The sequence below is a fragment of the Streptomyces sp. V4I8 genome, assembly GCF_041261225.1.
Lineage (GTDB): Bacteria > Actinomycetota > Actinomycetes > Streptomycetales > Streptomycetaceae > Streptomyces.
Genome location: NZ_JBGCCN010000001.1, coordinates 5682925 through 5704802 on the forward strand (window position 1 = coordinate 5682925; position 21878 = coordinate 5704802).

The 21878-nt window shown below is 69.9% G+C and carries 24 protein-coding genes, 1 tRNA gene and 1 pseudogene; 10 read left to right on the plus strand and 16 right to left on the minus strand.

Features of this window, described 5'->3' with window-relative positions; genetic code table 11:
* The first annotated feature begins 182 nt into the window (after positions 1-182).
* Complete coding sequence (locus tag ABIE67_RS25860) at positions 183-1040, plus strand: serine/threonine protein kinase (RefSeq protein ID WP_370261825.1); 858 nt, start codon at positions 183-185, stop codon at positions 1038-1040.
* Positions 1037-2686, plus strand: a complete 1650-nt coding sequence (locus ABIE67_RS25865; protein ID WP_370261827.1) for a protein kinase — start codon at positions 1037-1039, stop codon at positions 2684-2686. The genes ABIE67_RS25860 and ABIE67_RS25865 overlap by 4 nt, the downstream gene beginning before the upstream one ends.
* A gap of 31 nt (positions 2687-2717) precedes the next feature.
* On the opposite strand, the gene ABIE67_RS25870 is transcribed toward ABIE67_RS25865, so the two are convergent.
* From ABIE67_RS25870 to ABIE67_RS25885, 4 genes are all read right to left on the minus strand, one after another.
* Positions 2718-3914, minus strand: a complete 1197-nt coding sequence (locus ABIE67_RS25870; protein WP_370261832.1) for a hypothetical protein — start codon at positions 3912-3914, stop codon at positions 2718-2720.
* On the minus strand, positions 3911-4288 hold the full coding sequence (locus ABIE67_RS25875; RefSeq protein ID WP_370261834.1) for a hypothetical protein: 378 nt from the start codon (positions 4286-4288) through the stop codon (positions 3911-3913). The genes ABIE67_RS25870 and ABIE67_RS25875 overlap by 4 nt, the downstream gene beginning before the upstream one ends.
* Positions 4289-4350: 62 nt before the next feature.
* On the minus strand, positions 4351-4836 hold the full coding sequence (locus tag ABIE67_RS25880; RefSeq protein WP_370261836.1) for a hypothetical protein: 486 nt from the start codon (positions 4834-4836) through the stop codon (positions 4351-4353).
* Positions 4837-5263: 427 nt separating this feature from the next.
* Positions 5264-5578: a hypothetical protein gene (locus ABIE67_RS25885; protein ID WP_356092190.1), complete on the minus strand. Its 315-nt coding sequence runs from the start codon at positions 5576-5578 to the stop codon at positions 5264-5266.
* Positions 5579-5807: 229 nt separating this feature from the next.
* Between ABIE67_RS25885 and ABIE67_RS25890 the strand changes: the two genes are divergently transcribed.
* On the plus strand, positions 5808-5972 hold the full coding sequence (locus tag ABIE67_RS25890; protein ID WP_370261844.1) for a hypothetical protein: 165 nt from the start codon (positions 5808-5810) through the stop codon (positions 5970-5972).
* Positions 5973-6040: 68 nt separating this feature from the next.
* Here the strand turns inward: ABIE67_RS25890 and ABIE67_RS25895 are convergent, their stop codons facing one another.
* From ABIE67_RS25895 to ABIE67_RS25910, 4 genes and pseudogenes are all read right to left on the minus strand, one after another.
* Positions 6041-6487, minus strand: coding sequence for a hypothetical protein (locus tag ABIE67_RS25895; protein WP_370261849.1), 447 nt, complete (start codon positions 6485-6487; stop codon positions 6041-6043).
* A 491-nt stretch (positions 6488-6978) separates the two neighbouring features.
* The gene (locus tag ABIE67_RS25900) at positions 6979-7404 is read right to left on the minus strand and encodes a PIN domain-containing protein (protein ID WP_189363848.1); all 426 of its coding nucleotides are present in this window, start codon (positions 7402-7404) and stop codon (positions 6979-6981) included.
* Positions 7401-7679 (minus strand): CopG family transcriptional regulator, encoded by a 279-nt coding sequence (locus tag ABIE67_RS25905; RefSeq protein ID WP_122214465.1) that lies wholly within the window; start codon positions 7677-7679, stop codon positions 7401-7403. The genes ABIE67_RS25900 and ABIE67_RS25905 overlap by 4 nt, the downstream gene beginning before the upstream one ends.
* A 64-nt stretch (positions 7680-7743) precedes the next feature.
* Positions 7744-7881: pseudogene (locus ABIE67_RS25910) on the minus strand (restriction endonuclease); the annotation flags it as partial.
* 1273 nt (positions 7882-9154) lie between these two features.
* Between ABIE67_RS25910 and ABIE67_RS25915 the strand changes: the two are divergent.
* From ABIE67_RS25915 to ABIE67_RS25925, 3 genes are read left to right on the plus strand one after another with little or no spacing between them, the layout of a single operon-like run.
* Positions 9155-9316 (plus strand): hypothetical protein, encoded by a 162-nt coding sequence (locus ABIE67_RS25915; protein ID WP_370261858.1) that lies wholly within the window; start codon positions 9155-9157, stop codon positions 9314-9316.
* Between the two features lie 10 nt (positions 9317-9326).
* Complete coding sequence (locus tag ABIE67_RS25920) at positions 9327-9746, plus strand: hypothetical protein (protein ID WP_370261863.1); 420 nt, start codon at positions 9327-9329, stop codon at positions 9744-9746.
* 33 nt (positions 9747-9779) lie between these two features.
* Positions 9780-10169, plus strand: a complete 390-nt coding sequence (locus tag ABIE67_RS25925) for a hypothetical protein (protein WP_370261867.1) — start codon at positions 9780-9782, stop codon at positions 10167-10169.
* Between the two features lie 409 nt (positions 10170-10578).
* On the opposite strand, the gene ABIE67_RS25930 is transcribed toward ABIE67_RS25925, so the two are convergent.
* The 3 genes from ABIE67_RS25930 to ABIE67_RS25940 all read right to left on the minus strand — a co-directional run bounded on the left by ABIE67_RS25930 (position 10579) and on the right by ABIE67_RS25940 (position 12585).
* A tRNA-Pro gene (locus ABIE67_RS25930) sits at positions 10579-10652 on the minus strand.
* Positions 10653-10685: 33 nt separating this feature from the next.
* Positions 10686-11495 carry a Pr6Pr family membrane protein gene (locus ABIE67_RS25935; protein ID WP_370261870.1) on the minus strand — a complete coding sequence of 270 codons (810 nt, stop codon included), beginning with the start codon at positions 11493-11495 and terminating at the stop codon, positions 10686-10688.
* Between the two features lie 163 nt (positions 11496-11658).
* Positions 11659-12585: a metallophosphoesterase gene (locus ABIE67_RS25940; RefSeq protein ID WP_370261872.1), complete on the minus strand. Its 927-nt coding sequence runs from the start codon at positions 12583-12585 to the stop codon at positions 11659-11661.
* Positions 12586-12700: 115 nt separating this feature from the next.
* Here ABIE67_RS25940 and ABIE67_RS25945 point away from each other — a divergent pair, with 115 nt between their 5' ends.
* Positions 12701-13165: a GatB/YqeY domain-containing protein gene (locus ABIE67_RS25945; RefSeq protein ID WP_370261874.1), complete on the plus strand. Its 465-nt coding sequence runs from the start codon at positions 12701-12703 to the stop codon at positions 13163-13165.
* A 141-nt stretch (positions 13166-13306) separates the two neighbouring features.
* On the opposite strand, the gene ABIE67_RS25950 is transcribed toward ABIE67_RS25945, so the two are convergent.
* Entirely contained in the window at positions 13307-15598 is a 2292-nt protein-coding gene (locus ABIE67_RS25950; protein ID WP_370261876.1) for a transglycosylase domain-containing protein, read from the minus strand.
* 504 nt (positions 15599-16102) lie between these two features.
* Between ABIE67_RS25950 and wblA the strand changes: the two genes are divergently transcribed.
* On the plus strand, positions 16103-16441 hold the full coding sequence (gene wblA, locus ABIE67_RS25955; RefSeq protein WP_328880237.1) for a transcriptional regulator WblA: 339 nt from the start codon (positions 16103-16105) through the stop codon (positions 16439-16441).
* Positions 16442-16543: 102 nt separating this feature from the next.
* On the opposite strand, the gene ABIE67_RS25960 is transcribed toward wblA, so the two are convergent.
* Entirely contained in the window at positions 16544-17956 is a 1413-nt protein-coding gene (locus ABIE67_RS25960; RefSeq protein ID WP_370261882.1) for an ArsA family ATPase, read from the minus strand.
* 52 nt (positions 17957-18008) lie between these two features.
* Positions 18009-18986 carry an ArsA-related P-loop ATPase gene (locus ABIE67_RS25965; RefSeq protein WP_370261884.1) on the minus strand — a complete coding sequence of 326 codons (978 nt, stop codon included), beginning with the start codon at positions 18984-18986 and terminating at the stop codon, positions 18009-18011.
* A gap of 106 nt (positions 18987-19092) precedes the next feature.
* Between ABIE67_RS25965 and ABIE67_RS25970 the strand changes: the two genes are divergently transcribed.
* Both ABIE67_RS25970 and ABIE67_RS25975 read left to right on the plus strand, forming a co-directional pair.
* The gene (locus ABIE67_RS25970) at positions 19093-19254 is read left to right on the plus strand and encodes a DUF4177 domain-containing protein (RefSeq protein ID WP_003975360.1); all 162 of its coding nucleotides are present in this window, start codon (positions 19093-19095) and stop codon (positions 19252-19254) included.
* Positions 19251-19718, plus strand: coding sequence for a RidA family protein (locus ABIE67_RS25975; protein ID WP_370261886.1), 468 nt, complete (start codon positions 19251-19253; stop codon positions 19716-19718). Before ABIE67_RS25970 ends, ABIE67_RS25975 begins: the two co-directional genes overlap by 4 nt.
* Before the next feature lie 98 nt (positions 19719-19816).
* Here the strand turns inward: ABIE67_RS25975 and ABIE67_RS25980 are convergent, their stop codons facing one another.
* Both ABIE67_RS25980 and ABIE67_RS25985 read right to left on the minus strand, forming a co-directional pair.
* Positions 19817-20650, minus strand: a complete 834-nt coding sequence (locus tag ABIE67_RS25980) for an MBL fold metallo-hydrolase (RefSeq protein ID WP_370261888.1) — start codon at positions 20648-20650, stop codon at positions 19817-19819.
* Between the two features lie 94 nt (positions 20651-20744).
* Positions 20745-21617, minus strand: a complete 873-nt coding sequence (locus tag ABIE67_RS25985) for an NUDIX hydrolase (RefSeq protein ID WP_370261892.1) — start codon at positions 21615-21617, stop codon at positions 20745-20747.
* Positions 21618-21878 lie beyond the last annotated feature (261 nt).

Here is a 21878-nt window from a genome sequence, read left to right on the forward strand (position 1 = left end):
AACGGAACGGCCACAGGTGGTTGCGGCGACCGTTGTGACCGGTGATGCTCTCGGTGTCGCACCGGCCGAGCGGACCGACCATCCGCCGGCGCCGGGAGCCGCGACACCCAGCCACGCACGCCGGGCCGGCGGCCACCGGAACCGCTCGTCATCCTGGCGACCACATCGGGGGAACAGCCGGCATGGAAACGATCATCGTTCAGTCGTCGGGTCCGTCCGGTCCTTCGGGTCCGTCCGGTCCTTCGGGTCCGTCCGGTCCTTCGGGCCCGTCCGGTACTTCGGGGCCGGGCGCCGTCGGGGCGGGCAGGCCCGAGCTGCTGCACATGGGACCGGGTGACGTGGCCGAGTTCGGGCGCGGGATGCCCGGCGGCAGGGGCGTCGCCATCGTGCTGTCCGACCCCGGGATCTCCCGGCGGGCGGGGCGGCTGGAGGCGGCCGAGGACTACTGGCGGCTGTCGAACTTCAGCCGCGACACCGCGTATGTCGTCGAGAACCTGGAGGGGGCCGGCGAGTACATCACCGTCGCGCCCCGGCGGCTCGGAGCACCGGTGCCCTTCGAGTTCTCCCGGGTCGTGCTGCCCGCGCTGAGCGGCACCGCCGAGTTCAAGGTGTTCGCCCCGCAGCACGCCTATCTGGACGAGCGGTCCGTGCCCGGTGCAGGTGAGCAGACCGTGCACCCCTACGCGCTCGACGTGACCGCCAAGTACTTCCTGGTTCTGGTCGCGTTGTGCGAGCCGCGGCTGCGCGAGCTGTCGGACAGCGCGCTGCCGGGCGCCGGGGACATCGCGGAGCGGCTGCGCCCGCTGGAGAGCTGCCGCGGTCTGACCCGCTCCGCCGTGAACTACCACATCGACTACCTGGCGTCGGCGAAACTGCGCCTGGACATCGGCGACGAGTCCGGCCCGGACGGCAACGGCCGCACCGGCGCCAAACGCGCCCGGCTGGCCTCCCTCGCCCTGCGCTTCGGCCTGGTGCGGGAGGAACATCTCGCCCTGCTGCCGTCCCGCCGGCGGCCCGCAACGCAGGAGACCTGCGCGTGAGCGCGCCCGGCGCTGGGGAGGGCGGGGAGATGGGCGCCGAGGAGAACGCGGAGGTGGGTGCGGAGGAGAGTGCGGAGATGGACGCGGAGATGGGCACGGAGATGGGCACGGAGATGGGCACGGAGGTGGGCGCCCTCGAAGCGCCGCGCCTGCCCGCCGGCTTCCGTATCGACGGCTGGGAGTTGGGCGCGGTCATCGGCTCGGGCGGCTGGGGCACGGTGTACGAGGCCCGCGCCGTCGCCGACGGTACGACGGCGGCGGTGAAGGTGCTGCCGACCGGCGGCCTGGGCCCCGGTCAGCGTGCCGCGCTCGGCGAACTGGTCGCGCGCGAGGTGCGGTTCAGCGCCGAGGCCGACCACCCCCACCTCGTACGGACCCGTGCCGTGTGCACCGTGGACGCTCCGCGACTGCCGGCCCTGGACGGCGCGATCGCGCTCGTCATGGACCGCGCCGAGGCCAGTCTGCGCCAGGTGCTGGACTCCGCCGGGACCGGCCGCCCCGTCCCGGACGCCGTGGGTGTCCTGCGCGGCGTCGCCGCCGGACTCGCCCATATGCACGACGCCGGCTGGGTGCACGGCGACCTCAAACCCGCCAACGTACTGCTGGGCGCCGAAGGCGAGGTCTGGCTCGCCGACTTCGGCCTCGCCACCGAACTCGACGGCACCCACGCCCACTTGCCGCCGCTCGGCACGCTCGACCATCTGCCGCCCGAGTGGTGGTCCCAGCGCACCGGAGCGGACGGCGCGGTGGTGCGGCCGACCGCCGACATCTGGGCCTTCGGCATCCTCGCCCACCAGGTGCTCACCGGCGGCCTCCACCCCTTCCCCGGCGCCACCGCCCGCGCCCGCTCGCTCGCCGCCCAGGCCTACGCCCGCGGCACCGCCCCCCTGCGTCTCGACGCCGGACTCGACGACGACTGGCGCCGTCTCGTCGCGGACTGTCTGGCCCCGGACCACGCGGCCCGCCTGCGCCACACCGCCGCGAGCCTCGCGAACCGGGTCGAGGAACTCTCCGGCACGCGCCGCCGACGCCGGCTGTGGCCGCTCGCCGCGGTGGCGCTCGCCGGGGTCACGGCCGCCGCCGTCGCCGGGACCGCGCTGCTCGGAGGCGGCGACAGCCGTAACGACGACCAGGAGCGTGGCACGCCCGCGGTCGTCACCGGCGCCCACAGTCCGGCCGCCGCCGGGGAGATCCCGGAGAACTCCGACGTGCCGAAGGCGCTGCGCCCGGTCATCGTGGCCGCCGCCCGGCGCTGCACCGACGCCGAGGTCACGCCCGCGCTGCTCGCCGCCCTGATCAAGGCGGAGAGCGGCTTCGACGCGAGCGCGTCCCGCCCGGCGGCCGAGGAGTACGGCATCGCCATGTGGACGCCGTCGGTCTTCCGGGCCTGGGCGGTGGACGGCGACGGCGACGGCGACAAGGACTACCGGTCGCCACCGGACGCGATCCACACGATGAGCCTGTACGTGTGCTGGCTCGACCAGCGTTTCAAGCAGGCCAAGCTGCCCGCCGCCGACCTCCCCGCGCTGATCGCGGCCGGCTGGCGCACGAGCGACCGCACCGTCATCGAGGAGCGAGGCGTCCCCGAACGCGTACGGCCGCACGTCGACGAGGTGCTCCGCCACCTCGCCGCGTACGAGCGGTGAGGCAGCGGTCCCCCGTGGCAGCCCCCCGGGTTCAGCAGTCCTTGACGTCCGGCAGCCGGTTGTCGGGCGAGCTGATGTAGATGTTGGAGATCCAGCCGCCGTACTGGGGCAGATAGGCCCACCAGTCGTTGGTGTACGGCGGCACCGACACCTCCTCACCCCGCTTCTGGCAGCCCACCAGAACCTCGACGCCGGCGGGCAGTTGGGTCATCGGACCGTTGGAGGTGGACGGATCCCGGCGGACGTTCACATGGTCGCTCCACGTGCCGTACCACCACCCCGCCGGCCGCGCCGCCCCCGGCACGTTCAGCGAACGGGTCAGCCGCCCGATGTCCGTGTACGCCTTCCCGTACGACGTCCCCACCGGGTGCAGCGTGAACACGGCCACGATGAACCGGTCCCCGGCGCCCACCGTGCCCGTGCTGTGCAGGGCGGGCCGGGTCAGGTCGACGTCCGCGGCGGCGACCGAAGCCTGGGCCTGGGGCGCTGTACGCGATGCGGTCGCCGAGCCCCCCGCGCCCGACGTCCGCACCGTCCGCGATGTCCGCGACGCCGTGCCGCAGGTGCCCTCCTCGTACGACGACCCCGCCCAGCCCTGCTTGACCGCCCACGGCTTCTCGAACGCCCCGGCGATGCCGAAGTGCTGGTCGAAGTGGTCCGAGGCGCATCGCGTGGACTGGCGCAGGTTGCCCATCACGAAGTCGCGCACGGGGCCGGGCGCCGAGTCCAGGAGGTAGCGGTAGATCGTCACGGTGTCCCGGGCCGAGAGCGAGGTGTAACCCCAGTAGCCCTCGTAGCCGGTGGGCGGCGGTGCCGTGTCCTTCAGACCGAGACGCCCGGCCATGCGGGTGATGATCGCCGCCTCGCCGTTCTTCACCCAGTAGTGGTCGGCCGCGTCGTCGTAGCTGCTGCGCAGCATCGGCTCCAGCAGGGCCCGGTCGGCGGCGGGCACCGTGTAGTCGGGGCCCCGGTTCCACAGGAAGTCCAGCGCCAGCAGCAGTTTGACGACGGAGGCGGACCGGAAGCGGGTGCTCGTGTCGAGTTGCTCGGTGAAGGTGCCGCTCTGCCGGTCGAACACGGCGGCCCCGGCGGTGACGCCGGTCGGCACCTGGACGGCCGCGGGCGCGGCCTGCGGCGGCCGCAGCGCCGGGGCGTCGGCGGCGGCGGACCCCGCCACGCCGCCGACGAGCAGCAGCGCGGCGGCGGTCGCGAGAAGCCGGCGTCTCACTGGTAGTGCTCCCTGAGGTGGAGCGAGTTGATCGGCGTGAGGTCGACGTACCAGCCCTCCTGCGGGGGGATGGACTCGTGGCAGTCCGTGTTGATGGACTTGCACAGCTCGACGAGGGCGCCGTCGTACTGGTTGTTGAGGATCCAGTGGTTGCCGTACTGGTTGTAGATGGGGTGGAACCCGTAGGAGTAGAAGATGTGGCTCGGGTACGGGCTCTGAGAGGGCGTCACGTTCTGGGGGTAGATGCAGACGGCGCCGTACGGGCAGCCGTCCCACGTGCCGCCTTCGGCCTGGGCCTGGCTGGCGCCGGTCAGCACGGCGGCGGTGGTGAGGGCGAGCGCGGCGGCGCCGCGGAGGAGCCTGCGCATGGTCATGCCTTTCGCGTAGAGCGGTGAGGATTGCCGGACGTACGGGTTCGGGGGAGCGGGGGCGGGCTCTACCACCAGTCGGAGCAACGGACCACTCCGTCCACCGCCCGCGAGCCGCAGACCCGGAAGTTGTACTGCGGGTCGGTGCTGGTGCGCCGGAACGGCGTGGTCAGGCTCTGCCCGGCGGACCGGACGGTGAAGGGCCCGCACTGCAGCCAGGGCGACACGGCGTTGTCGTGGTCCCAGCCGTTCGCCCGCCAGTCCATCCAGACGTTGTCACCGGGCCGGGTCTGCCCGCTGATCTTCCCGAAGGCGATCTGCTGGCCGACGTACACGCCCTTCTCCAGCGTGAAACGGACATCGCCGAGGTTGAAGCTCCGCGGTTTGTCGGTATCACCCTCGGCGTTGTCCGGATGATCCCGGAACCCCCGCACACCCCCCTCACAGTCAGCAGCCGCGGCCACCGCCGGCTGCGCGGGCTGAACGAACACGACTCCACCGGCAACCGCACCCAGAACGGCAGCCGTGGCGAGCGAGGAACGAAGCAGACGCATAAAGCCGTCTCTCCCTGACAGCGAAGGACACCCCGCGATGCGGGCGGGGCCTGGAAGACGCCTCGAACACTAGGCAGGGAACGGCACCGACGGTCCCTGACGAATGTCAGGGTGGCGTGAGAGCGGGCTTCGTCGGCGCGGCTGGAGGCGTCCTGACCCATGCCCATCGACACGATCCCCCAGAAACCACTCAGGGGCCTGATCCATTCACTGGATCAGGCCCCTGATCTGGTACGTCACTGTCGGGGTGGCGGAATTTGAAACCCACGACCTCCGAGCGGTCAGAGCGGTACACAAGACGGAGGCACGCGGCCTGAAGAGGGCGAAAGGCGAGGCCGACAGCGTTCGTCCGCACTGATGGCGGCAGGGTGACGGCGCATCTCGGCGCCCGCATCGAAGGACCGGTCGCGTGCCTGAGCGGGGTGGGTCAGAAGATCGGCGTCTGCGCTTCGATGTCGGTGAGTCCTTCCTCCATGGTCAGCGACGGCAGCACGCGGACGCGGTTCCAGTGGGGGAGGCGAGACTCCATCAGCAAGCGGTCGACGTTCTCGACCTTGTCGGACTGTACGACCATGACAATCGTGTGTTCACGGTTGACGAAGGGGCCGGCCACGATCTCGACGCCTGCCTTCTGAGCCAGGTTCGGGATGTCAGGGGCGGTCTGCAGCATCAGGTCGCGCGTTGTCGCGTTGGAGGTCGGACAGACTTCCGGAGTGTGGGTCGCGATCAGGACGAAATGCATCTCAAGGTTCCCTTCACTCGAGGGCCCCTTGATCTCAGCCTAGGCCGCCCGGAGGTGCTCCGCGACCGGTGATCCCGGCTCCGACCAGCGGAGGACAATGGGGTGGCTGACTGCTGTTCCGGGCAAAGGAACAGGCCGGGGTCAAAGCCCCGGCCTGATACTTGTCCGGCCTGAACCCACCGGGGCATGAATCCGGGCTTCTCCTGCGCCAACGAGTGGAGCCGGCTGAGTGGAGCCGGCGGAGGTAGTCCTGCGCCGCAGGTTCTACGGCGTAGCGGCGCCGCATCTCGGCGGCAAGCTCCCGGCTGGTCATGATGAGCGACGGCACCGATTGGCGATCGCGGACGTGATCTTCGCCGCCCAGGACGACGAACACGAGGGGCTTGGCGCCTGAGCCCGGGGCTACTCGGTTGGGGGGATCAGACGGATGCGAGTGGTCCCCCATTCCCGCCCACGACGAGGTCAGGAAGCCGGGCGTCTGGGGTCGATCGGATCGTCCGAGACCACGGTGTCGGGGTCCCGGACACCGAGCTGGCGACGCGCGGCCACGAACAATCTGTGCATCGCGTCTCTCAGCCTCTCCTCCGCCGAACGGCCACCGTAATGGTCGCTGAGTTCGTCCGGACGACCCTCGTGCACGGTGCGCACCCACCAGGCATGGTGCTCGACCTCCCTGGCCGCCTGCTGGAGCTCCGCCGTTCCCAGGATGCGCAGCTGCTGCACCACGGACCGGAGCCGGACGTGTTCACTGTCGATCTTGTTGCGCTGCTCTTCCCGGTCCGGGACCCGGTCAAGGCGGCGGACCAGATGAACGAACTGTCGCGCCGAGGCGGCACATTCCTTGCACAGGTCGTAGAGCGGGGCGTCCCAACGCACTGCCAGGGCGTGCCGCTCCTTTCTCCTCTCCATCAGGTACGTGGGGATGAGACCTACGGCGGCACCAACTATCACCAGCAAAACGCTCGTTGTTGTCGCGGAAGCATTCGTGCCGGACATCCAACCGAGTGCGGGGCCCACAGACACCACCCCGGCGAACCTGTCTGGTCACAGCCCTGGCGGATCACGGGCTCACTCGGTTAATGATCTTTCCTGCCTGGATTGTGTTTGCGCAGGTCAGGGGGGTGGTCCCGGTTGGTCTCGGGTGGCGTGGAAGGGGCTTCGGGAGCAGGGCGGCTCCCAGATGGCTCCCAAGGGTGCTGCGGCCTGGATGGTGCTGGAGAGTCAGCCCTGTGACCCGAAGAGAATCCACCGGCCCATCAGTGCCAGGAAGTCGAGACGGCCACTCTATTCGCCGTCCGCTGCCTGGCGTCGGAGACTGCCGATGTGGTCCGGGCAAAGTACGCGATGGCTCGCGGGTGCTCACCAGCGTGGATGCGGGCGCTGGAGGGGGGCGGGTCGGGTCACACCTTCTTGACGACGATCGTGTCCGAAACCAGTTTCTCCAGGTCGTCGACGTCCGAGGTGAAGACGGTGACCTGTCCCTTCTGCTGTCGCGCGATGACGGCGAGCACGGCGTCGATCGCGTACTTGTGGCCGTGCAACTTGGCGTCGGCCAGGAGTCGGCGTGCCTGGCGGGCCTCGTCCTTCCCGATGTCGACGACCTGGAGCCGGGACAGTACCCAGTCCCAGCGCTGCTCGGTCGTTCTGCCGTCGTACGCCTCGACCAGTGTCATCGGGGACGTCACCACTTCGGCTTCCCCGCGTGCCGCCAGGTCGAGCCAGGCGATCATCTTCCGGTCGCCGCGTACCGCAAGGGACAGGGCTTCACAGTCCAATACGAAGACACGGAGTGGCCGCTGTCCGTGCTCACCGGCTCGCTTCTTCACGCAGCCTCTCCGGCGTTGTGCTCTCCGGTGGTTCGACGCCGCTCGTGTTCGGCGTCGAGTTCCTCCAGCTCGTCGAGCGCTGCCGCATGCTCGTCCTCGGTGACGGGGCCGTGTTCTTCCTGCAGCCAGTCGACCAGTTCCGCGAGCCGGTCCCGGTCGCGTTTGAAGCGCAGCGCTTCGGCGACGTACGCCGACAGGCCCCGCTCGGCCGCGTCCGCGCGGATCTCGTCCAGGAGATCCTCGGGAATCGTCACCGTTACCTTCTTCGTCGCCATACAAGAGACCATACTCTTGGTATCGCACTCCTTACCAGTGGGTCACGTGATCGACGCTCGGCGATCAGACGGTCGTGGCGGGGCGTGGGCTGCCGTGGAAGACCTGGCAGGCGTGCCAGGAGCGGTGGACCGCCGCGACGGGACGGGCACCCGGTTGAGGTCCGATGAGCGGGCGGCCGGCGAGCGCTATGACGTGCTTGCTGATCGCGGTGGCGAGCGCGTCCTGAGCGTCGAGGACGGCGTGGTGGAAGCACAGTGCCAGGTGCAGCTTGGGCGCGGCGTAGGAAATGCCGGAGACGCCGATTTCGGCGAGCAGTACGGCTGCCCGGTCGGGCAGGTCGGCGGCGAACCCGGCATCGCGCACGAGCGCGGCAGTGCGAGTGGTCATCTCGCTGGAGCGCAGGCTGAGGTGGGACAGCAGCCGCTCCGCCAGGTCGAGTTCGTCAGCGGCCCGAAGTGGGTCGGCGAAGGAGACAGCAAAGGCGAGATGCGCCTGCACCATGGCGGTCTCGCCGACCACGCCGTGCTCCTCGGCTTCGCTCCGCGCTGCCAGGTACGCGGCTACCGACCGCTCCATGTCACCTTGCACCGACCACACGTCTCCCAGTACCCGATGCTGCCGCCCCTCCCAGCCCAGCCTTCCTGCGGCTTCGACCGCCGTCGGGAAGTCTCCAGACAATCGGCTCAGGTGTGCCAAGCCGCGCCGAGCGGCGGAGGCGAGCCGACCGCCGGCGGAAGCAACGCGCTGCATGCCACGGCGTGAATCCTCGGTCAGCCCGAGGTCTCGCTGGGCCTTCGCCAGGTAATACGTGCCCAGTTCGACCAGCTCGTCGGGGAGCAGCCCCGACGCCAGGACGGCCGAGAGCCGCCTGGCCGTACGCTCACGGTGCTCGTGCTGGCGGCGGGCGATGGCGCTGAGCGTCTCCACCAGGGCATCCGCGGCAGTCTGCAGGCCGCCCGACGACGTGTCGTCGGCGGCAGGAAGTGCCAGCGGTTCCCAGATGGAATCTCCCACGTACTGGAATGCGGCATCAGCGAGCCAGCCGAGATCGAGACGGAAGTCCCGTGCGATGAGTAGCCCTTGCTGCAGACAGCCGACCAGGACCGTGCGGTCGCGTCGGAGGTCCTGGCGCCACTGTGATTCCAGGGCACGCAAGGCACGCTGGGCCGTGCGCTTCCAGTCCTGCTCCGACCACCGGTCGTCACTGCTGTCGTCCGCGTTGCGAATGGCGGCGCGGATCAGGTCGTGGACATGGAAGGGCCACACGCTGAGGGTGCGGGCGATCAGGGCGGGAGGGCGTTGAGGCGTGAGCGTCCGTGCCGGGTACCTCAGATGATCCTCAGTTGTCTTGAGCTGTGCCGTCCGACTCCGTGATGATCACAACGCTCCCGGTGCCAACTCGCCCCTGACCAGGGCGATCGGTTGTACGCGCCCGGAGTGTGCCAACAGTTTCACTTAGAGGGGGAACCTCAGCATGTCTGCTTTCATCAGCTCCCGGACCGGCGCTCCGCTCCGTCGCCGAGCCATGGTGATGGCCGGACTCGCCGCCGCCGTCTTCACCACCACCGCCACTGCTCACGCAGCCGAGGCACAGCCGCGCTCCCGGGCCGCCGCGTCCTCCGCCCCTCACCTCTGATGCCGACTCGATGGACGGCATCGGCACAGAGGACCAGGTCCTGACCGGCATCGAGGAAGCACTGAACCTCGTCACCGAGATACCCGACGAGGTGTTGGCCCAGGGCGACGAGGCCACCAAGCAGTGGCTCAACGAGCGCATAGCCGAGTCCAACAGCAAGCGGTCGTTCAACGCGGGCGGCTGCGCACGCGGCATCCTGCTCGCCATCGGTTCCAGCATCTTCGCCATCGCCAAGATCTACAAGATGAAGAAGGCGATCGACAAGCTCGGCGGCATCAAGAAGGTCGTCGACAAGATCCGATCCAAGAAGAAGGCGGGCAAGACCTTCAAGAAGGGGATCATGGAGGTCTTCGAAGAGGCCGGTTCCGGTCTCGGTGGCATCGCTGCGGAGATCCTCGGCATCGACGGCGTCATCAAGAACTGCTGGTAGCGAAACCGCAGACGAAAGGCTGGTGCATCAACCATGGACATCCTGGCAACTGTCCTGCGCTGGGCATTCTTCGGCGCCGGAACCGCCTTGCTGGTCGCCTTCGCTGTCGCTGCCACGCGCCGTCGCCGTGACGGGGCTCGTTTCGGTGAGCTGGCCGAGCTCATGGAGCGTGAGTGGTTCAGCGCGGGAAAGGTGTTCTTCACCGTGCTGGTCGGGCTCGCGGGTTCGTGGGCGGCGGCGTATGTGGGCGGGACCCGCAGTGGGCTGCCGGAATCCGTCCCGATCCTGTTCCCGCTGGGCATAGTCGCAGCCTTTGTGGTCTGCCGCCTGACCGCGAGAAGTGACCGCGAACCGCAGGGCGTGAAGGCGCTCGTGCTGTTGGCCGCGCCGCTGCCGCTCGGCGCCGTGATGACAGGCTGGTAACCCTGGCTCACAACTCGCGCGGGATCTGCCCCCACAGTCCTACGTTGTTGGTGATTCGGGGCCTCGCGTGAGGTCGGCCTTCCGGACCCGGTTGTGGTCTGGAAGGCCGACTTTGTCATACCGCCCGGGTCATGAGGACGGTTCCGTTCAGTCGGGCTGTGACCACATCACGGCAGGGATGCGGCAGGCGCTCACTGGGATGTGGGAGGAGGCGTTGGCAGCGCGTCGGGCAATGAGTTCTGGCCCGCCCGTGCCCGCTCTGGATGCGTTCCTCAAGGCTCGTCGCTAGGGCGCTGGTCTGGGGACGAATTCCAAGATCTTCTCCAGGATTTCTCCAGAGCGCCTCCGAGGAACACGTCAGGCCCGGTACTGATTTCTCAGCACCGGGCCTGACCTGGTGTTCCAGCTGTCGGGGTGGCGGGATTTGAACCCACGACCTCTTCGTCCCGAACGAAGCGCGCTGCCAAGCTGCGCTACACCCCGATGTCACTGCTTCTCGCGGCGACGACGTTTACTTTAGCCCACCGGTGGCTTGAGACGAAATCCGGTTTTCGCGCGGTGGTGGACGCGGCGGCGGGTCGCGTTGGGGCGGGCGTGGTCGAGGGCCACGAGGAGGATGGCCAGGGCGTAGGTGGCGAGGCCGATGAGGAGGGCGTTGGCCAGGATGCTCCGGTAGCCGTGCTGGGCCACGTCGAGGAAGGGGTAGAGGTAGCGGGCCGGCGTGCCGGGGAGGAGCAGTTCGCCTCGGATGAGGGTGAAGGCCAGGTAGGTGAGGGGGTAGAGCATCCAGGTCGCTGTCGGGCGGAGGCGCAGTTGGCCCGGGGCCGTCAGGAGCAGCCAGTCCAGCAGGGCCGCGATGGGCGTCGCCGTGTGCAGGACCTGGGTGGTGATCGCGTGCCAGCCTGTGGGGCCGGTGGCCTCGCCCGTGAGGACGCCGGGCAGCATGTACGGGCTCGTCTCGTTGGCCAGGAGTACGTGGTAGGTGAGGCCCGTGACGATCACGTAGAGCAGGGTGGCGCCCGTCAGTGACGAGGGGAGGGGGTGGCGGGCGGTCCAGGCGCGGCGGGCCGAGAGGGTGAAGACCACGGCCAGCAGGATGTTGCTCTGGATCGCGAAGTGGCTCAGGGTGCGCGGGGGGCTGCCGAGGATCAGTTCGATGGTCACCGCCGCGGCCGCGGCCAGGGCGATCAGCATGCGGCACGTGGCGGCCAGGGGGCGGCGTGCCGGGGCCACCACCGCCGTGGCGGGGACGTGGGAGGGCAGCAGCGCGGGGATGCCCGGTATCGCGGGGAGGTCCGGGATGTCCCTGGGTATCGGGGCGGTCATGCCCTCACGCTAAGCAGGGTGGGCAAAACGGGCGATATGGGTGGGCTGTGTGGGTGAGGCGCCGGCAATCCGCCCGCATGCCCCGGATCGGCCCCGCCGTCTCCCCCCGCCGCCCCGCCCCACCGGCGTCTGCGACTACTCCTGCCCCACCGATGTCTGCCGACTACTCCCGCCCCACCAGCGTCAGCAACGTCGCCTCCGGCGGACACGCGAACCGGAACGGCGTGTAGCGGTTCGTGCCGCAGCCCGCCGAGACGTGCAAGTACGACGTACGGCCCTCCGCCGTGTGCGTCGACAGGCCCTTCACGCGGTCCGTGTCCAGGTCGCAGTTGGTGACCAGGGCGCCGTAGAAGGGGATGCAGAGCTGGCCGCCGTGGGTGTGGCCGGCCAGGACCAAGGGGTAGTCGTCGGCCGTGTACGCGTCCAGGACGCGCAGGTACGGCGCGTGGACCACGCCCATCGCGAAGTCGGCCGCGCCGGACGGGCCGCCCGCCACCTGCTCGTAGCGGTCCCTCTTGATGTGCGGGTCGTCCAGGCCGGTGAGCTCCACCGACACGCCCTCGACCTTCAGCGTCCCGCGTGTGTTCGTCAGGTTGAGCCAGCCCGCGGCGTCGAAGCCGTCGCGCAGGTCCTCCCAGGGGTTGTGGATCGCGCCGACGGCGGGCGGGTTGCCGTTCAGGCCGTGGCGGCCCTGCGTCTTCTCCAGCAGGTAGCGGGCCGGGTTGCGCAGCTTCGGGCCGTAGTAGTCGTTCGAGCCGAAGACGTACGCGCCCGGGAACTCCATCAACGGGCCCAGCGCGTCCAGTACCTCCGGGACGCCCTCCGGGTCGGAGAGGTTGTCGCCGGTGTTGATCACGAAGTCGGGGCGCAGGCCGGCCAGCGAGCGCAGCCAGCGCTGCTTCTTGCGCTGACCGCCGACCATGTGGATGTCGGAGACCTGGAGCACGCGCAGCGGGTGCATGCCTGCGGGAAGGACGGGGATCGTCACCCGTCGCAGGCGGAAGGAACGGGCCTCGAATCCCGCCGAGTACAGCAGACCGGCGGCGCCAACCGCCGTGATTCCCAGGGGTACTCCATATCGCGCGCGCATACGACCATCGTGTCAGACCGGGGGAGTGCCCCGTGTCGGCAGTTCCCTGCCCCTCCACGCACGCCCCTTGAAATCAACGGGCGTTCCGCACCCCGCACCTGCGACAATCAACCTCATGACCACGCTCAAGTCGAAGCTGCAGGAAGACCTCAACGGCGCGATCAAGGAGCGCGACGAGCTGCGCTCCTCGACGCTCCGGCTGACGCTCGCCGCGATCACCAAGGAGGAGGTCGCGGGCAAGGAGAAGCGCGAGCTCTCCGACGACGAGGTGCAGAAGGTGATCACCCGCGAGGCGAAGAAGCGCCGTGAGGCGGCCGATGCCTTCGCGCAGGGTGGTCGCGCCGAGCAGGCCGAGCGGGAGAAGGCGGAGGGCGAGATCCTCGCCACGTACCTGCCGAAGCAGCTGAGCGACGACGAGCTGAACCAGATCGTCGCCCAGGCCGTCGAGGAGGCCAAGGCGGCCGGCGCCGAGGGCCCGCGGGCCATGGGTGCCGTCATGAAGATCGTGAACCCGAAGGTCGCGGGTCTGGCCGAGGGCGGCCGGGTCGCCGCGGCGGTCAAGAAGCTGCTGGCGGGCTGACGCTCACGTAGCGGTCCCGGGCAAGGCGGACCCGTGGGCGACGCAGCCCCATAGGCAACGGCCCCTGCCCCTCGTACGAAAGGTACGGAGGGACAGGGGCCGTCGCCCTGTCATGGGCCCTCGGGCCGACGGGCCGTCGCCTCAGCCGCGCCCGCCGTTGCCGTTCCCGTTCGACTGGCCCTGCCACCAGCCCTCGGGGATCGAGAACGTCGGCGCCGGGACCGTACCGCCGTCCGTGCCGCCGTTGTTCCCACCGGTGTCCCCGCCGCCGATCAGGCCGCCGATGAGGCCCCCGTCGTCGCCGTTGTTCCCGTCGTCGCCGCCGTTGTCGTCGCCGTCGTCGTCACCCCGGCCCCGGTCCTCGTCGTCCGGGATGTGGACGCGGGTGAAGTTCTCGACGGGCTTGCCATCGAGGGCGCCGATCATGGCGTCGCGCCAGATCGGGCCGGGGACGCGGCCGCCGTAGACCAGGTCGTTGTACACGCCGCCGATGTAGATGTTGCGCATCTTGACCTTCTGGGTGGCGCTGCCGACCCAGACGGCGCCCGAGAGGTTCGGCGTGTAGCCGACGAACCAGGCGTTGCGGCGCTCGTCCGTCGTACCCGTCTTACCGGCGCTGTCGCGGTCGGTGAGACCGGCCTCCTTGCCCGTACCGGAGTCGACCACGCCCTGCAGCAGGTTGTTGATGGTGTCCGCGGTCTGCTCGGACATCGCGCGCGAGCAGGTCGACTTCGGCACCTCCAGGGACTTCTGCCGGCCGCCGACCTTCTGCGAGATCGACTCGATGGCGACCGGCGTGCAGTACATGCCGCGGGAGGCGAAGGCGGCGTAGGCGCTCGCCATCGTCAGCGGGGAGAGGCCGACGGAGCCGAGGGCGATGGCCGGGCGCTCGGGGAGCTTGTCGCCGTTGCCCTGGCGGACCTGGAGCTTGTCGGTGATGTTGACCACGGGGCACAGGCCGATGTCGGCGATCATCTGCACGAAGTAGGTGTTGACCGACAGCTCCATCGCCTTCTTCAGACGGTAGGGGCCGTGCTCCGACTCGCTCTCGTTCTCCAGCTTCTCGTTGTTCCGGTTGGTCCACGGCGTGCTGTCACACGTCTGCACCGGGCTCGGGTACGCCATCTCGTACGGCGACGAGTACTCCTGCGTCGGCGGCCGGCCCTCCTCCAGCGCGGCCGCCGCGACGAACGGCTTGAACGTCGAACCGGTCGGGAAGCCGAAGTTGGAGCCGCCGTACGCCGAGTCGACCGAGTAGTTGAGCTCGGTCTCGTTCTTGCCGTAGCCGTACGGCTTCGACTGGCCCATGCCGAGGATCTTGCCGGTGCCGGGCTCGACGAGGGTGGTCGCGGCGGCGACCTTGTCGTCCTGGTAGACGTGGTCCTTGAGCGAGGCCTGGACCGACTCCTGGGCCTGCGGGTCGAGGGTCGTCGTGATGGTCAGGCCGCCCTGGTTCCAGATCTTGGCGCGGGCCTCGCGGTTCTTGCCGAAGACCGGGTCGCTGAGGAAGACCTTCTCGACGTACTTGCAGAAGAAACTGGCGCCCTTGACCGCGGTGATGCAGCCGTTCTTGGGCTTGCTCACCTTCAGGCCCAGCGGCGCCTCCTTGGCCTTGTCGGCCTCCGCCTGGGAGACGTCGCCGAGGTCGGCCATACGCTGCAGGACGATGTTGCGCCGCTTGGTGGCCTCGGCCTCGTCGTTGACCGGGTCGTAGCGGCTGGGCGACTGGACGATGCCGGCGAGCAGCGCGGCGTCCTGCAGCTTGAGGTCCTTGGCGGACTTGGAGAAGTAGCGCTGGGCGGCGGCCTCGACGCCGTACGCCTGCTGGCCGAAGAACGTGATGTTCAGGTAGTTCTCGAGGATCTTCTTCTTGCCGAGCTCCTCCTCGACCTGGATCGCGTACTTCAGCTCCTTGATCTTGCGGCCGAGGGTCTGCTGGGTGGCCTGCGCGACCTTCGTGGCGTCGTTGCCGGCTTCCTCGACGAAGACGTTCTTCACGTACTGCTGGGTCAGCGTGGACGCGCCCTCGCTGACTCCGCCGCTCTGGGCGTTGCGGTTGAGGGCGCGCAGGACACCCTTCAGGTCGACCGCGCCGTGCTGGTAGAAGCGCGCGTCCTCGATCGCGACGATCGCCTTCTGCATGTACGGCGAGACGTCCTTGAGGTCGACCACCGTACGGTCACGGGAGTAGACCGTGGCGATCGTGCCGCCCTTGGCGTCGAGGATCGTGGTGCGCTGGCTCAGCGGTGGCGTCTTGAGGTTGGCCGGGAGTTCGTCGAAACTCTCGACCGAACCCTTGGCGGCGAGCCCCAGCGCGCCGACGGCGGGCAGTGCGATACCGGCCAGCACGGCTCCCGCGAGCACACTGACACCGAGGAACTTGGCGGCCTGCTGCGTTGGCGACAGACCACCGCCCGAGCGCTTCTTTGGCATGGGGGCAGCCTAAACCGTAGAGATGAGCGAACCGAGGGCCGACCGTGTGGGGCACGCGAAGGGCAGGTCGAGCCGACGTAGGCCACGGCACGGCAAAGTCAGCCGTCCACCTTCGCATTTCCCGGACAGGCGTGCAGGCCTTGGCCTAAGCTGCTCTCAACTGTCACAGCAGTGCGGCCACGTATCAATACGTCCGGCGACCCCGAATCGTTGCGGAGGTTCCCCACTTTTCTGGTGGGCGCGTGTCCGAATCCGCCTTGTGTGTCATCCGGCGTCCGTTGTGACTCAACAGAACTGTCCCGGTTTGCTGGGAAGGTCACGTATGTCGCCAGCTCACTCCCCCGGGTGATCTGCCGCTTACGCATAGTCCGTTCGGGCCATTCAAGATTGGGCCCGAAGGGGGTGTTGCGCTGTGCCCACCTTCCGTAACGTCCTCAACTGGCGGCGGTGAATATGCCGCTGCCGCCGTGGGGGAGCCTCGATTCGGGAGAGGACGGCGCCGGTATGGGCTGGGTAGTCGACTGGAGTGCGCAGGCGGCCTGCCGCACTACCGATCCGGATGAACTGTTCGTTCAGGGAGCAGCGCAGAACAGGGCCAAGGCGGTGTGCACCGGATGCCCGGTGCGCACGGAGTGCCTGGCGGACGCGCTGGACAACCGCGTCGAGTTCGGCGTGTGGGGAGGAATGACGGAGCGGGAGCGCCGCGCACTGCTGCGCAGGCGGCCCACCGTGACTTCCTGGCGCCGGCTGCTGGAGACGGCGCGTACGGAGTACGAGCGGGGGGCCGGCATCCTGCCGCTCGACGACGACCAGGTGTACGAGGACTTCGCGGCGGTGAGCTGAGGGGGCCGAGAGGTCTTCTCCTGAGCCGATCCGGACGGGCAGATCCACGGGCCTCCCTCGGGCGGTCCCATGGGACTCCCCCAGGTCCGCACGCTCAGGCCCTCACGCATCGACCGCGGGGTCAGGCAGCTCCGGCCGATGGGCCGCGAGCCGGTTTCCGATGTCCCGCAGCCCCGCGAGGTCATGCACATCGCCGGGCAGCGCGGCCACTTCGGCGACCGCCACCTCGGGGTGCAGCGCGGTGAAGCGGTCACGCGTGCGCTGCTCGCGGGAGAGCAGCCGCATACGGTCGGCGTGCAGCCTCAACAGGCCTGCGGTGAGTTGGTCGACGGACCGCTCCACATGCGGGGTGACGGACTGCGGGTCGACGGACGACGACTCGTCCGTGGCCGCGGTGCGCTCCATGTCCGTGGCGGCGGGGGAGCCTGCGTCAGGAGCCGGTGCTTCGGAAGCGGCCGATTCTGAACTGTCGTACGTGTCGGGGGAGTTACGAAGTCCAGCTTTCCCGCCCTCCTGATCCACAATGCGGGGCTCTTCAAGATTTTCCGCGGCGGCGAGCGCGCGCTCGGCGGACAGCCGGTCGGCGCCGCTGCCGTGGACCCGGTTGAGCACCAGACCGGCCAGCGGCATGTCCTCGGCGGCCAGTCGCTCCACAAAGTACGCGGCCTCCCGCAGCGCGTCCCGCTCCGGCGCCGCCACCACCAGGAACGCCGTCCCGGGCGCCTGAAGCAGCTTGTACGTCGCGTCCGCGCGCGTGCGGAACCCGCCGAACATCGAGTCCATCGCGGCCACGAAGGTCTGCACGTCCTTCAGCAGCTGACCGCCGAGCAGCTTGCCCAGTGCGCCCGTCATCATCGACATGCCGACGTTCAGGAACTTCATCCCCGCGCGCCCGCCGACCTTCGCCGGGGCCAGCAGGACGCGGATCAGCTTGCCGTCCAGGAACGAGCCGAGCCGCTTGGGCGCGTCCAGGAAGTCCAGCGCCGAGCGGGACGGCGGTGTGTCGACGACGATGAGGTCCCACTCGTCCCTGGCCCGCAGCTGGCCCAGTTTCTCCATCGCCATGTACTCCTGCGTGCCCGCGAAGCCCGCCGAGAGCGACTGGTAGAAGGGGTTGCCCAGAATCGCGGACGCCCGCTCGGGGTCCGCGTGCGCCTCGACGATCTCGTCGAAGGTGCGCTTCATGTCGAGCATCATCGCGTGCAGCTCGCCGTCGCCGTCGACGCCCTTCACCCGGCGCGGGGTGTTGTCCAGCGAGTCGATGCCCATCGACTGGGCGAGGCGGCGGGCCGGGTCGATGGTCAGCACGACCACCTTGCGCCCCCGCTCGGCGGCCCGCAGCCCCAGCGCCGCCGCGGTCGTGGTCTTGCCGACACCGCCCGAGCCGCAGCACACCACGATGCGGGTCTTCGGGTCGTCGAGCACCGGGTCGAGGTCGAGCACGCGCACGGGGGAGAGGTGAGGGGGGGTGTAGCGGGCGGCGTCGTGCGCGTGGGCCGCTTCCGGACGACTCATGACATCCCCTGCTTCCGACGTACCGCGTACGGCTCCCGACCTGTCAACGGACTCATGACAGGCCCTGTTCCCGCAGCCGGCCCGCGAGTTCGTACAGGCCCGCCAAATCCATGCCCTCGGCGAACAGCGGCAGTTCGTGCACCGTTAGCCCCAACTCGTCCAGGACCCCGCGCTGCTCGTGCTCCAGCGCGTATCGCTCGGCGTACTCGTCGGCCTGCGTCAGCAGCGGGTCCACCAGCCGCTCGGCGTTCCCGCCGCGCCGCGCCCCGCCGAGCCCGGCCGAGGACAGCGACTTGGCCACGGCCGCGCGCGGCACACTGCGGACGAGTTCCAGATCCGCCGCGTCCAACACCTCGGGCCGCACCATGTTCACGATGACCCGACCCACCGGCAGCCGCGCCGACCGCAGCTCGGCGATCCCGTCCGCGGTCTCCTGGACGGGCATCTCCTCCAGCAGCGTCACCAGGTGCACGGCCGTCTCGGACGACTTCAGCACCCGCATCACGGCCTGCGCCTGATTGTGTATCGGGCCGATCCTGGCGAGCCCGGCGACCTCGTCGTTGACGTTGAGGAAGCGGGTGATGCGCCCGGTGGGCGGCGCGTCCATGACGACACAGTCGTAGACGAACCGCCCGGCCTTGTCCTTCCGCCGCACGGCCTCGCAGGCCTTGCCGGTGAGAAGTACGTCTCTCAGCCCCGGTGCGATGGTGGTGGCGAAGTCGATGGCGCCGAGCTTTTTCAGGGCCCGGCCCGCGCCGCCCATCTTGTAGAACATCTGGAGATAGTCCAGAAGGGCCAGTTCGGGGTCGATGGCGAGGGCATACACCTCCCCGCCCCCAGGAGCGACGGCGATCTTCCGCTCCTCATAAGGCAGCGCCTCTGTCTCGAAGAGCTGCGCGATGCCCTGCCTGCCCTCGACCTCGACGAGAAGCGTCCGCTTCCCCTCCGTGGCGAGGGCGAGCGCGAGCGCGGCGGCGACCGTGGTCTTTCCGGTCCCGCCCTTGCCGCTGACGACCTGGAGCCTGCTCACGTCTTCGAGCCTAACCAGTCGCCGCGCGAGTCACGCGGCGGCCTGTGGATAACTTGGGCGTGGTCGGCCGCATGGCCCCCTCCGGGCAACGGATAAAGTCGGCCACATGACCAAGTGGGAATACGCAACCGTGCCGCTGCTCGTCCACGCCACGAAGCAGATTCTGGACACCTGGGGCGAGGACGGCTGGGAGCTCGTCCAGGTCGTGCCCGGGCCGAACAACCCCGAGCAGCTCGTGGCCTACCTGAAGCGGGAGAAGCAGGCGTGAGCGCCGTCGAGGCGAAGCTCGCCGAGCTGGGCCTGACGCTTCCGGAGGTCGTGCCTCCGCTGGCCGCGTACCAGCCGGCCGTGCAGTCGGGCGTGTACGTCTACACCGCCGGCCAGCTCCCCATGGTGGAGGGCAAGCTTCCGGTCATCGGCAAGGTGGGCGCGGAGGTCACCCCCGAGGAGGCCAAGGAACTCGCCCGTATCTGCGCGCTGAACGCCCTCGCAGCCGTGAAGTCGGTGGCGGGCGACCTGGACCGCATCGCGCGCGTGGTGAAGGTCGTGGGCTTCGTGGCCTCGGCGTCCGACTTCACGGGCCAGCCCGGAGTCATCAACGGCGCGAGCGAGCTCCTCGCGGAGGTCCTCGGCGACAAGGGCGTCCACGCGCGCAGCGCGGTGGGCGTGGCCGTGCTTCCGCTGGACGCGCCGGTGGAGGTCGAGGTTCAGGTGGAGCTGACGGGGGCGTAGGCCTTCGGTGGTCGCGCCGTTGGGTGCCGGTCGCGTCAGAGGCCGGCTGTCGTGTCGCAGCAGCCTGTCCGGCGAGGACCGGGCAGGCTGAACATCGGCTAGATGAGCCCGTGCTCCTCCAGGTAGTCCAGCTGCGCCCGTACCGACAGTTCGGCCGCCGGCCACAGGGAGCGGTCCACGTCCGCGTACACATGGGCGACCACCTCGGCCGGTGTGCCGTAGCCGTCCTCGACGGCCGTCTCGACCTGGGCGAGGCGGTGGGCGCGGTGGGCGAGGTAGAACTCGACGGCGCCCTGGGCGTCCTCCAGGACGGGGCCGTGGCCCGGGAGGACGGTGTGGACGCCGTCGTCGACCGTGAGGGACCTGAGCCGCCGCAGCGAGTCCAGGTAGTCGCCCAGGCGGCCGTCGGGGTGCGCCACGACCGTCGTACCGCGGCCCAGGATCGTGTCGCCGGTCAGGACGGCCTGGTCGGCCGGGAGGTGGAAGCAGAGGGAGTCGGCGGTGTGGCCGGGCGTCGGTACGACGCGCAGTTCCAGCCCGCCGACGCGCACCACGTCCCCGGCGGCGAGCCCTTCGTCGCCGAGCCGCAGCGCCGGGTCGAGGGCACGCACGCGCGTGCCGGTCAGTTCGGCGAAGCGTGCGGCGCCCCCGGCGTGGTCCGGGTGGCCGTGGGTGAGCAGGGTCAGGGCGACTCGCTTTCCGGACTTCTCGGCCATCGCGACGATGTTGCGCAGGTGTCCCTCGTCCAGCGGGCCGGGGTCGACCACGACGGCCAGGTCGGAGTCCGGTTCCGAGAGGAGCCAGGAGTTGGTGCCGTCCAGGGTCATCGCGGAAGGGTTGGGCGCGAGGACGTTGACGGCGCGGGGGGTGGCGGGGCCGGAGTGGACCAACCCGCCTCGCGGCTGTCCGGGGAGGGCTGCTGCGTCCGTCATACGAGGGGGCCTTCCAGAGCTGGGGGCGGTGCGGGTGCTGCGGGCAGCGCGGGCAGTGCGGGTGCTGCCTGTGCTGCGGGCGCTGCGGGCGCGGTCATGCGGGGGCTCCGCCGGTCGGGATGTGCTTGGTGAACTCGTCGTGTCCTGGCCAGGAGAGCACGATCTCGCCGTCTTCGAGGCGGGCCTGCGCCAGGACGGGCGTGAGGTCGCGGTCGGGGGCTGCCGCCAGGGCGCGGGCGGCGCTGTCGTACGGGGTCAGCTGGCGCAGTGTCGCGATGGTGGGCGGCATCATCAGGAGCTCGCCCTTGTCGTACGAGGCGGCGGCGTCCGCGGGGCGGATCCACACCGTACGGTCGGCCTCGGTGGAGGCGTTGCGGGTGCGCTGGCCCTCAGGGAGGGCGGCGACGAAGAACCACGTGTCGTAGCGGCGGGGTTCGAACTCCGGGGTGATCCAGCGGGTCCAGGCGCCGAGGAGGTCGGAGCGGAGGGCCAGGCCCCGGCGGTCCAGGAACTCGGCGAACGACACGTCCCGGGCGACCAGGGCGGCGCGGTCCGCCTCCCAGTCCTCGCCGGTGGTGTCGCCTACGACGGAGGCGTGGGTGGGGCCGGCGAGCAGGACGCCCGCCTCCTCGTACGTCTCGCGCACGGCCGCGCAGACGATCGCCTGGGCCGCCGCCTCGTCGACGCCCAGCCGCTGCGCCCACCACGCGCGCGTGGGGCCCGCCCAGCGGATCGGCTGCTCGTCGCGCGGATCGACGCCGCCGCCGGGGTAGGCGTACGCCCCGCCCGCGAAGGCCATGGAGGCACGGCGGCGCAGCATGTGCACGGCGGGGCCGGTGTCGGGTCCGGCGTCTCTGAGCAGCATGACGGTGGCCGCGCGTTTCGGGACGACAGGGGTGAGCGTCCCGTCCGCGAGCGCGCGGATGCGGTCCGGCCACTCCGCTGGGTACCACTGCCCGTTTGCCATGGGCGGAGGCTATCTCCTGGTGCGCGGATGTTCGAGGGGGGCCAATTGCCTCCGGCGGTTGGGTGGGGGGTGCCTGCGGCGGCCTGTTGCGGTGGGTGGGGGCTCTGGTCGCGCCCACGCGGCGGTAGCCGCACATTCGACACAGCCCCGCGCTCCTGAGGGGTCTGCGGCGGCCTGTTGGTGTCCGGTGGGGGTGCGTGTAGCGGGTGTGGGTGGGTGGGGGGTCGGGGACGCGTCGGGGGGTGTCCGTCCTCGGTCCGG

Coding starts and splice junctions, on each gene's coding strand:
- ABIE67_RS25980 (WP_370261888.1), bottom strand. CDS start 20,650: ATGACGGACGCAGCAGCCCTCCCCGGACAGCCGCGAGGCGGGTTGGTC.
- ABIE67_RS25880 (WP_370261836.1), bottom strand. CDS start 4,836: ATGCGTCTGCTTCGTTCCTCGCTCGCCACGGCTGCCGTTCTGGGTGCG.
- ABIE67_RS25945 (WP_370261874.1), top strand. CDS start 12,701: ATGACCACGCTCAAGTCGAAGCTGCAGGAAGACCTCAACGGCGCGATC.
- ABIE67_RS25885 (WP_356092190.1), bottom strand. CDS start 5,578: ATGCATTTCGTCCTGATCGCGACCCACACTCCGGAAGTCTGTCCGACC.
- ABIE67_RS25950 (WP_370261876.1), bottom strand. CDS start 15,598: ATGCCAAAGAAGCGCTCGGGCGGTGGTCTGTCGCCAACGCAGCAGGCC.
- ABIE67_RS25970 (WP_003975360.1), top strand. CDS start 19,093: ATGACCAAGTGGGAATACGCAACCGTGCCGCTGCTCGTCCACGCCACG.
- ABIE67_RS25920 (WP_370261863.1), top strand. CDS start 9,327: ATGGACGGCATCGGCACAGAGGACCAGGTCCTGACCGGCATCGAGGAA.
- ABIE67_RS25960 (WP_370261882.1), bottom strand. CDS start 17,956: ATGAGTCGTCCGGAAGCGGCCCACGCGCACGACGCCGCCCGCTACACC.
- wblA (WP_328880237.1), top strand. CDS start 16,103: ATGGGCTGGGTAGTCGACTGGAGTGCGCAGGCGGCCTGCCGCACTACC.
- ABIE67_RS25940 (WP_370261872.1), bottom strand. CDS start 12,585: ATGCGCGCGCGATATGGAGTACCCCTGGGAATCACGGCGGTTGGCGCC.
- ABIE67_RS25915 (WP_370261858.1), top strand. CDS start 9,155: ATGTCTGCTTTCATCAGCTCCCGGACCGGCGCTCCGCTCCGTCGCCGA.
- ABIE67_RS25985 (WP_370261892.1), bottom strand. CDS start 21,617: ATGGCAAACGGGCAGTGGTACCCAGCGGAGTGGCCGGACCGCATCCGC.
- ABIE67_RS25875 (WP_370261834.1), bottom strand. CDS start 4,288: ATGACCATGCGCAGGCTCCTCCGCGGCGCCGCCGCGCTCGCCCTCACC.
- ABIE67_RS25895 (WP_370261849.1), bottom strand. CDS start 6,487: ATGGAGAGGAGAAAGGAGCGGCACGCCCTGGCAGTGCGTTGGGACGCC.
- ABIE67_RS25905 (WP_122214465.1), bottom strand. CDS start 7,679: ATGGCGACGAAGAAGGTAACGGTGACGATTCCCGAGGATCTCCTGGAC.
- ABIE67_RS25935 (WP_370261870.1), bottom strand. CDS start 11,495: ATGACCGCCCCGATACCCAGGGACATCCCGGACCTCCCCGCGATACCG.
- ABIE67_RS25925 (WP_370261867.1), top strand. CDS start 9,780: ATGGACATCCTGGCAACTGTCCTGCGCTGGGCATTCTTCGGCGCCGGA.
- ABIE67_RS25860 (WP_370261825.1), top strand. CDS start 183: ATGGAAACGATCATCGTTCAGTCGTCGGGTCCGTCCGGTCCTTCGGGT.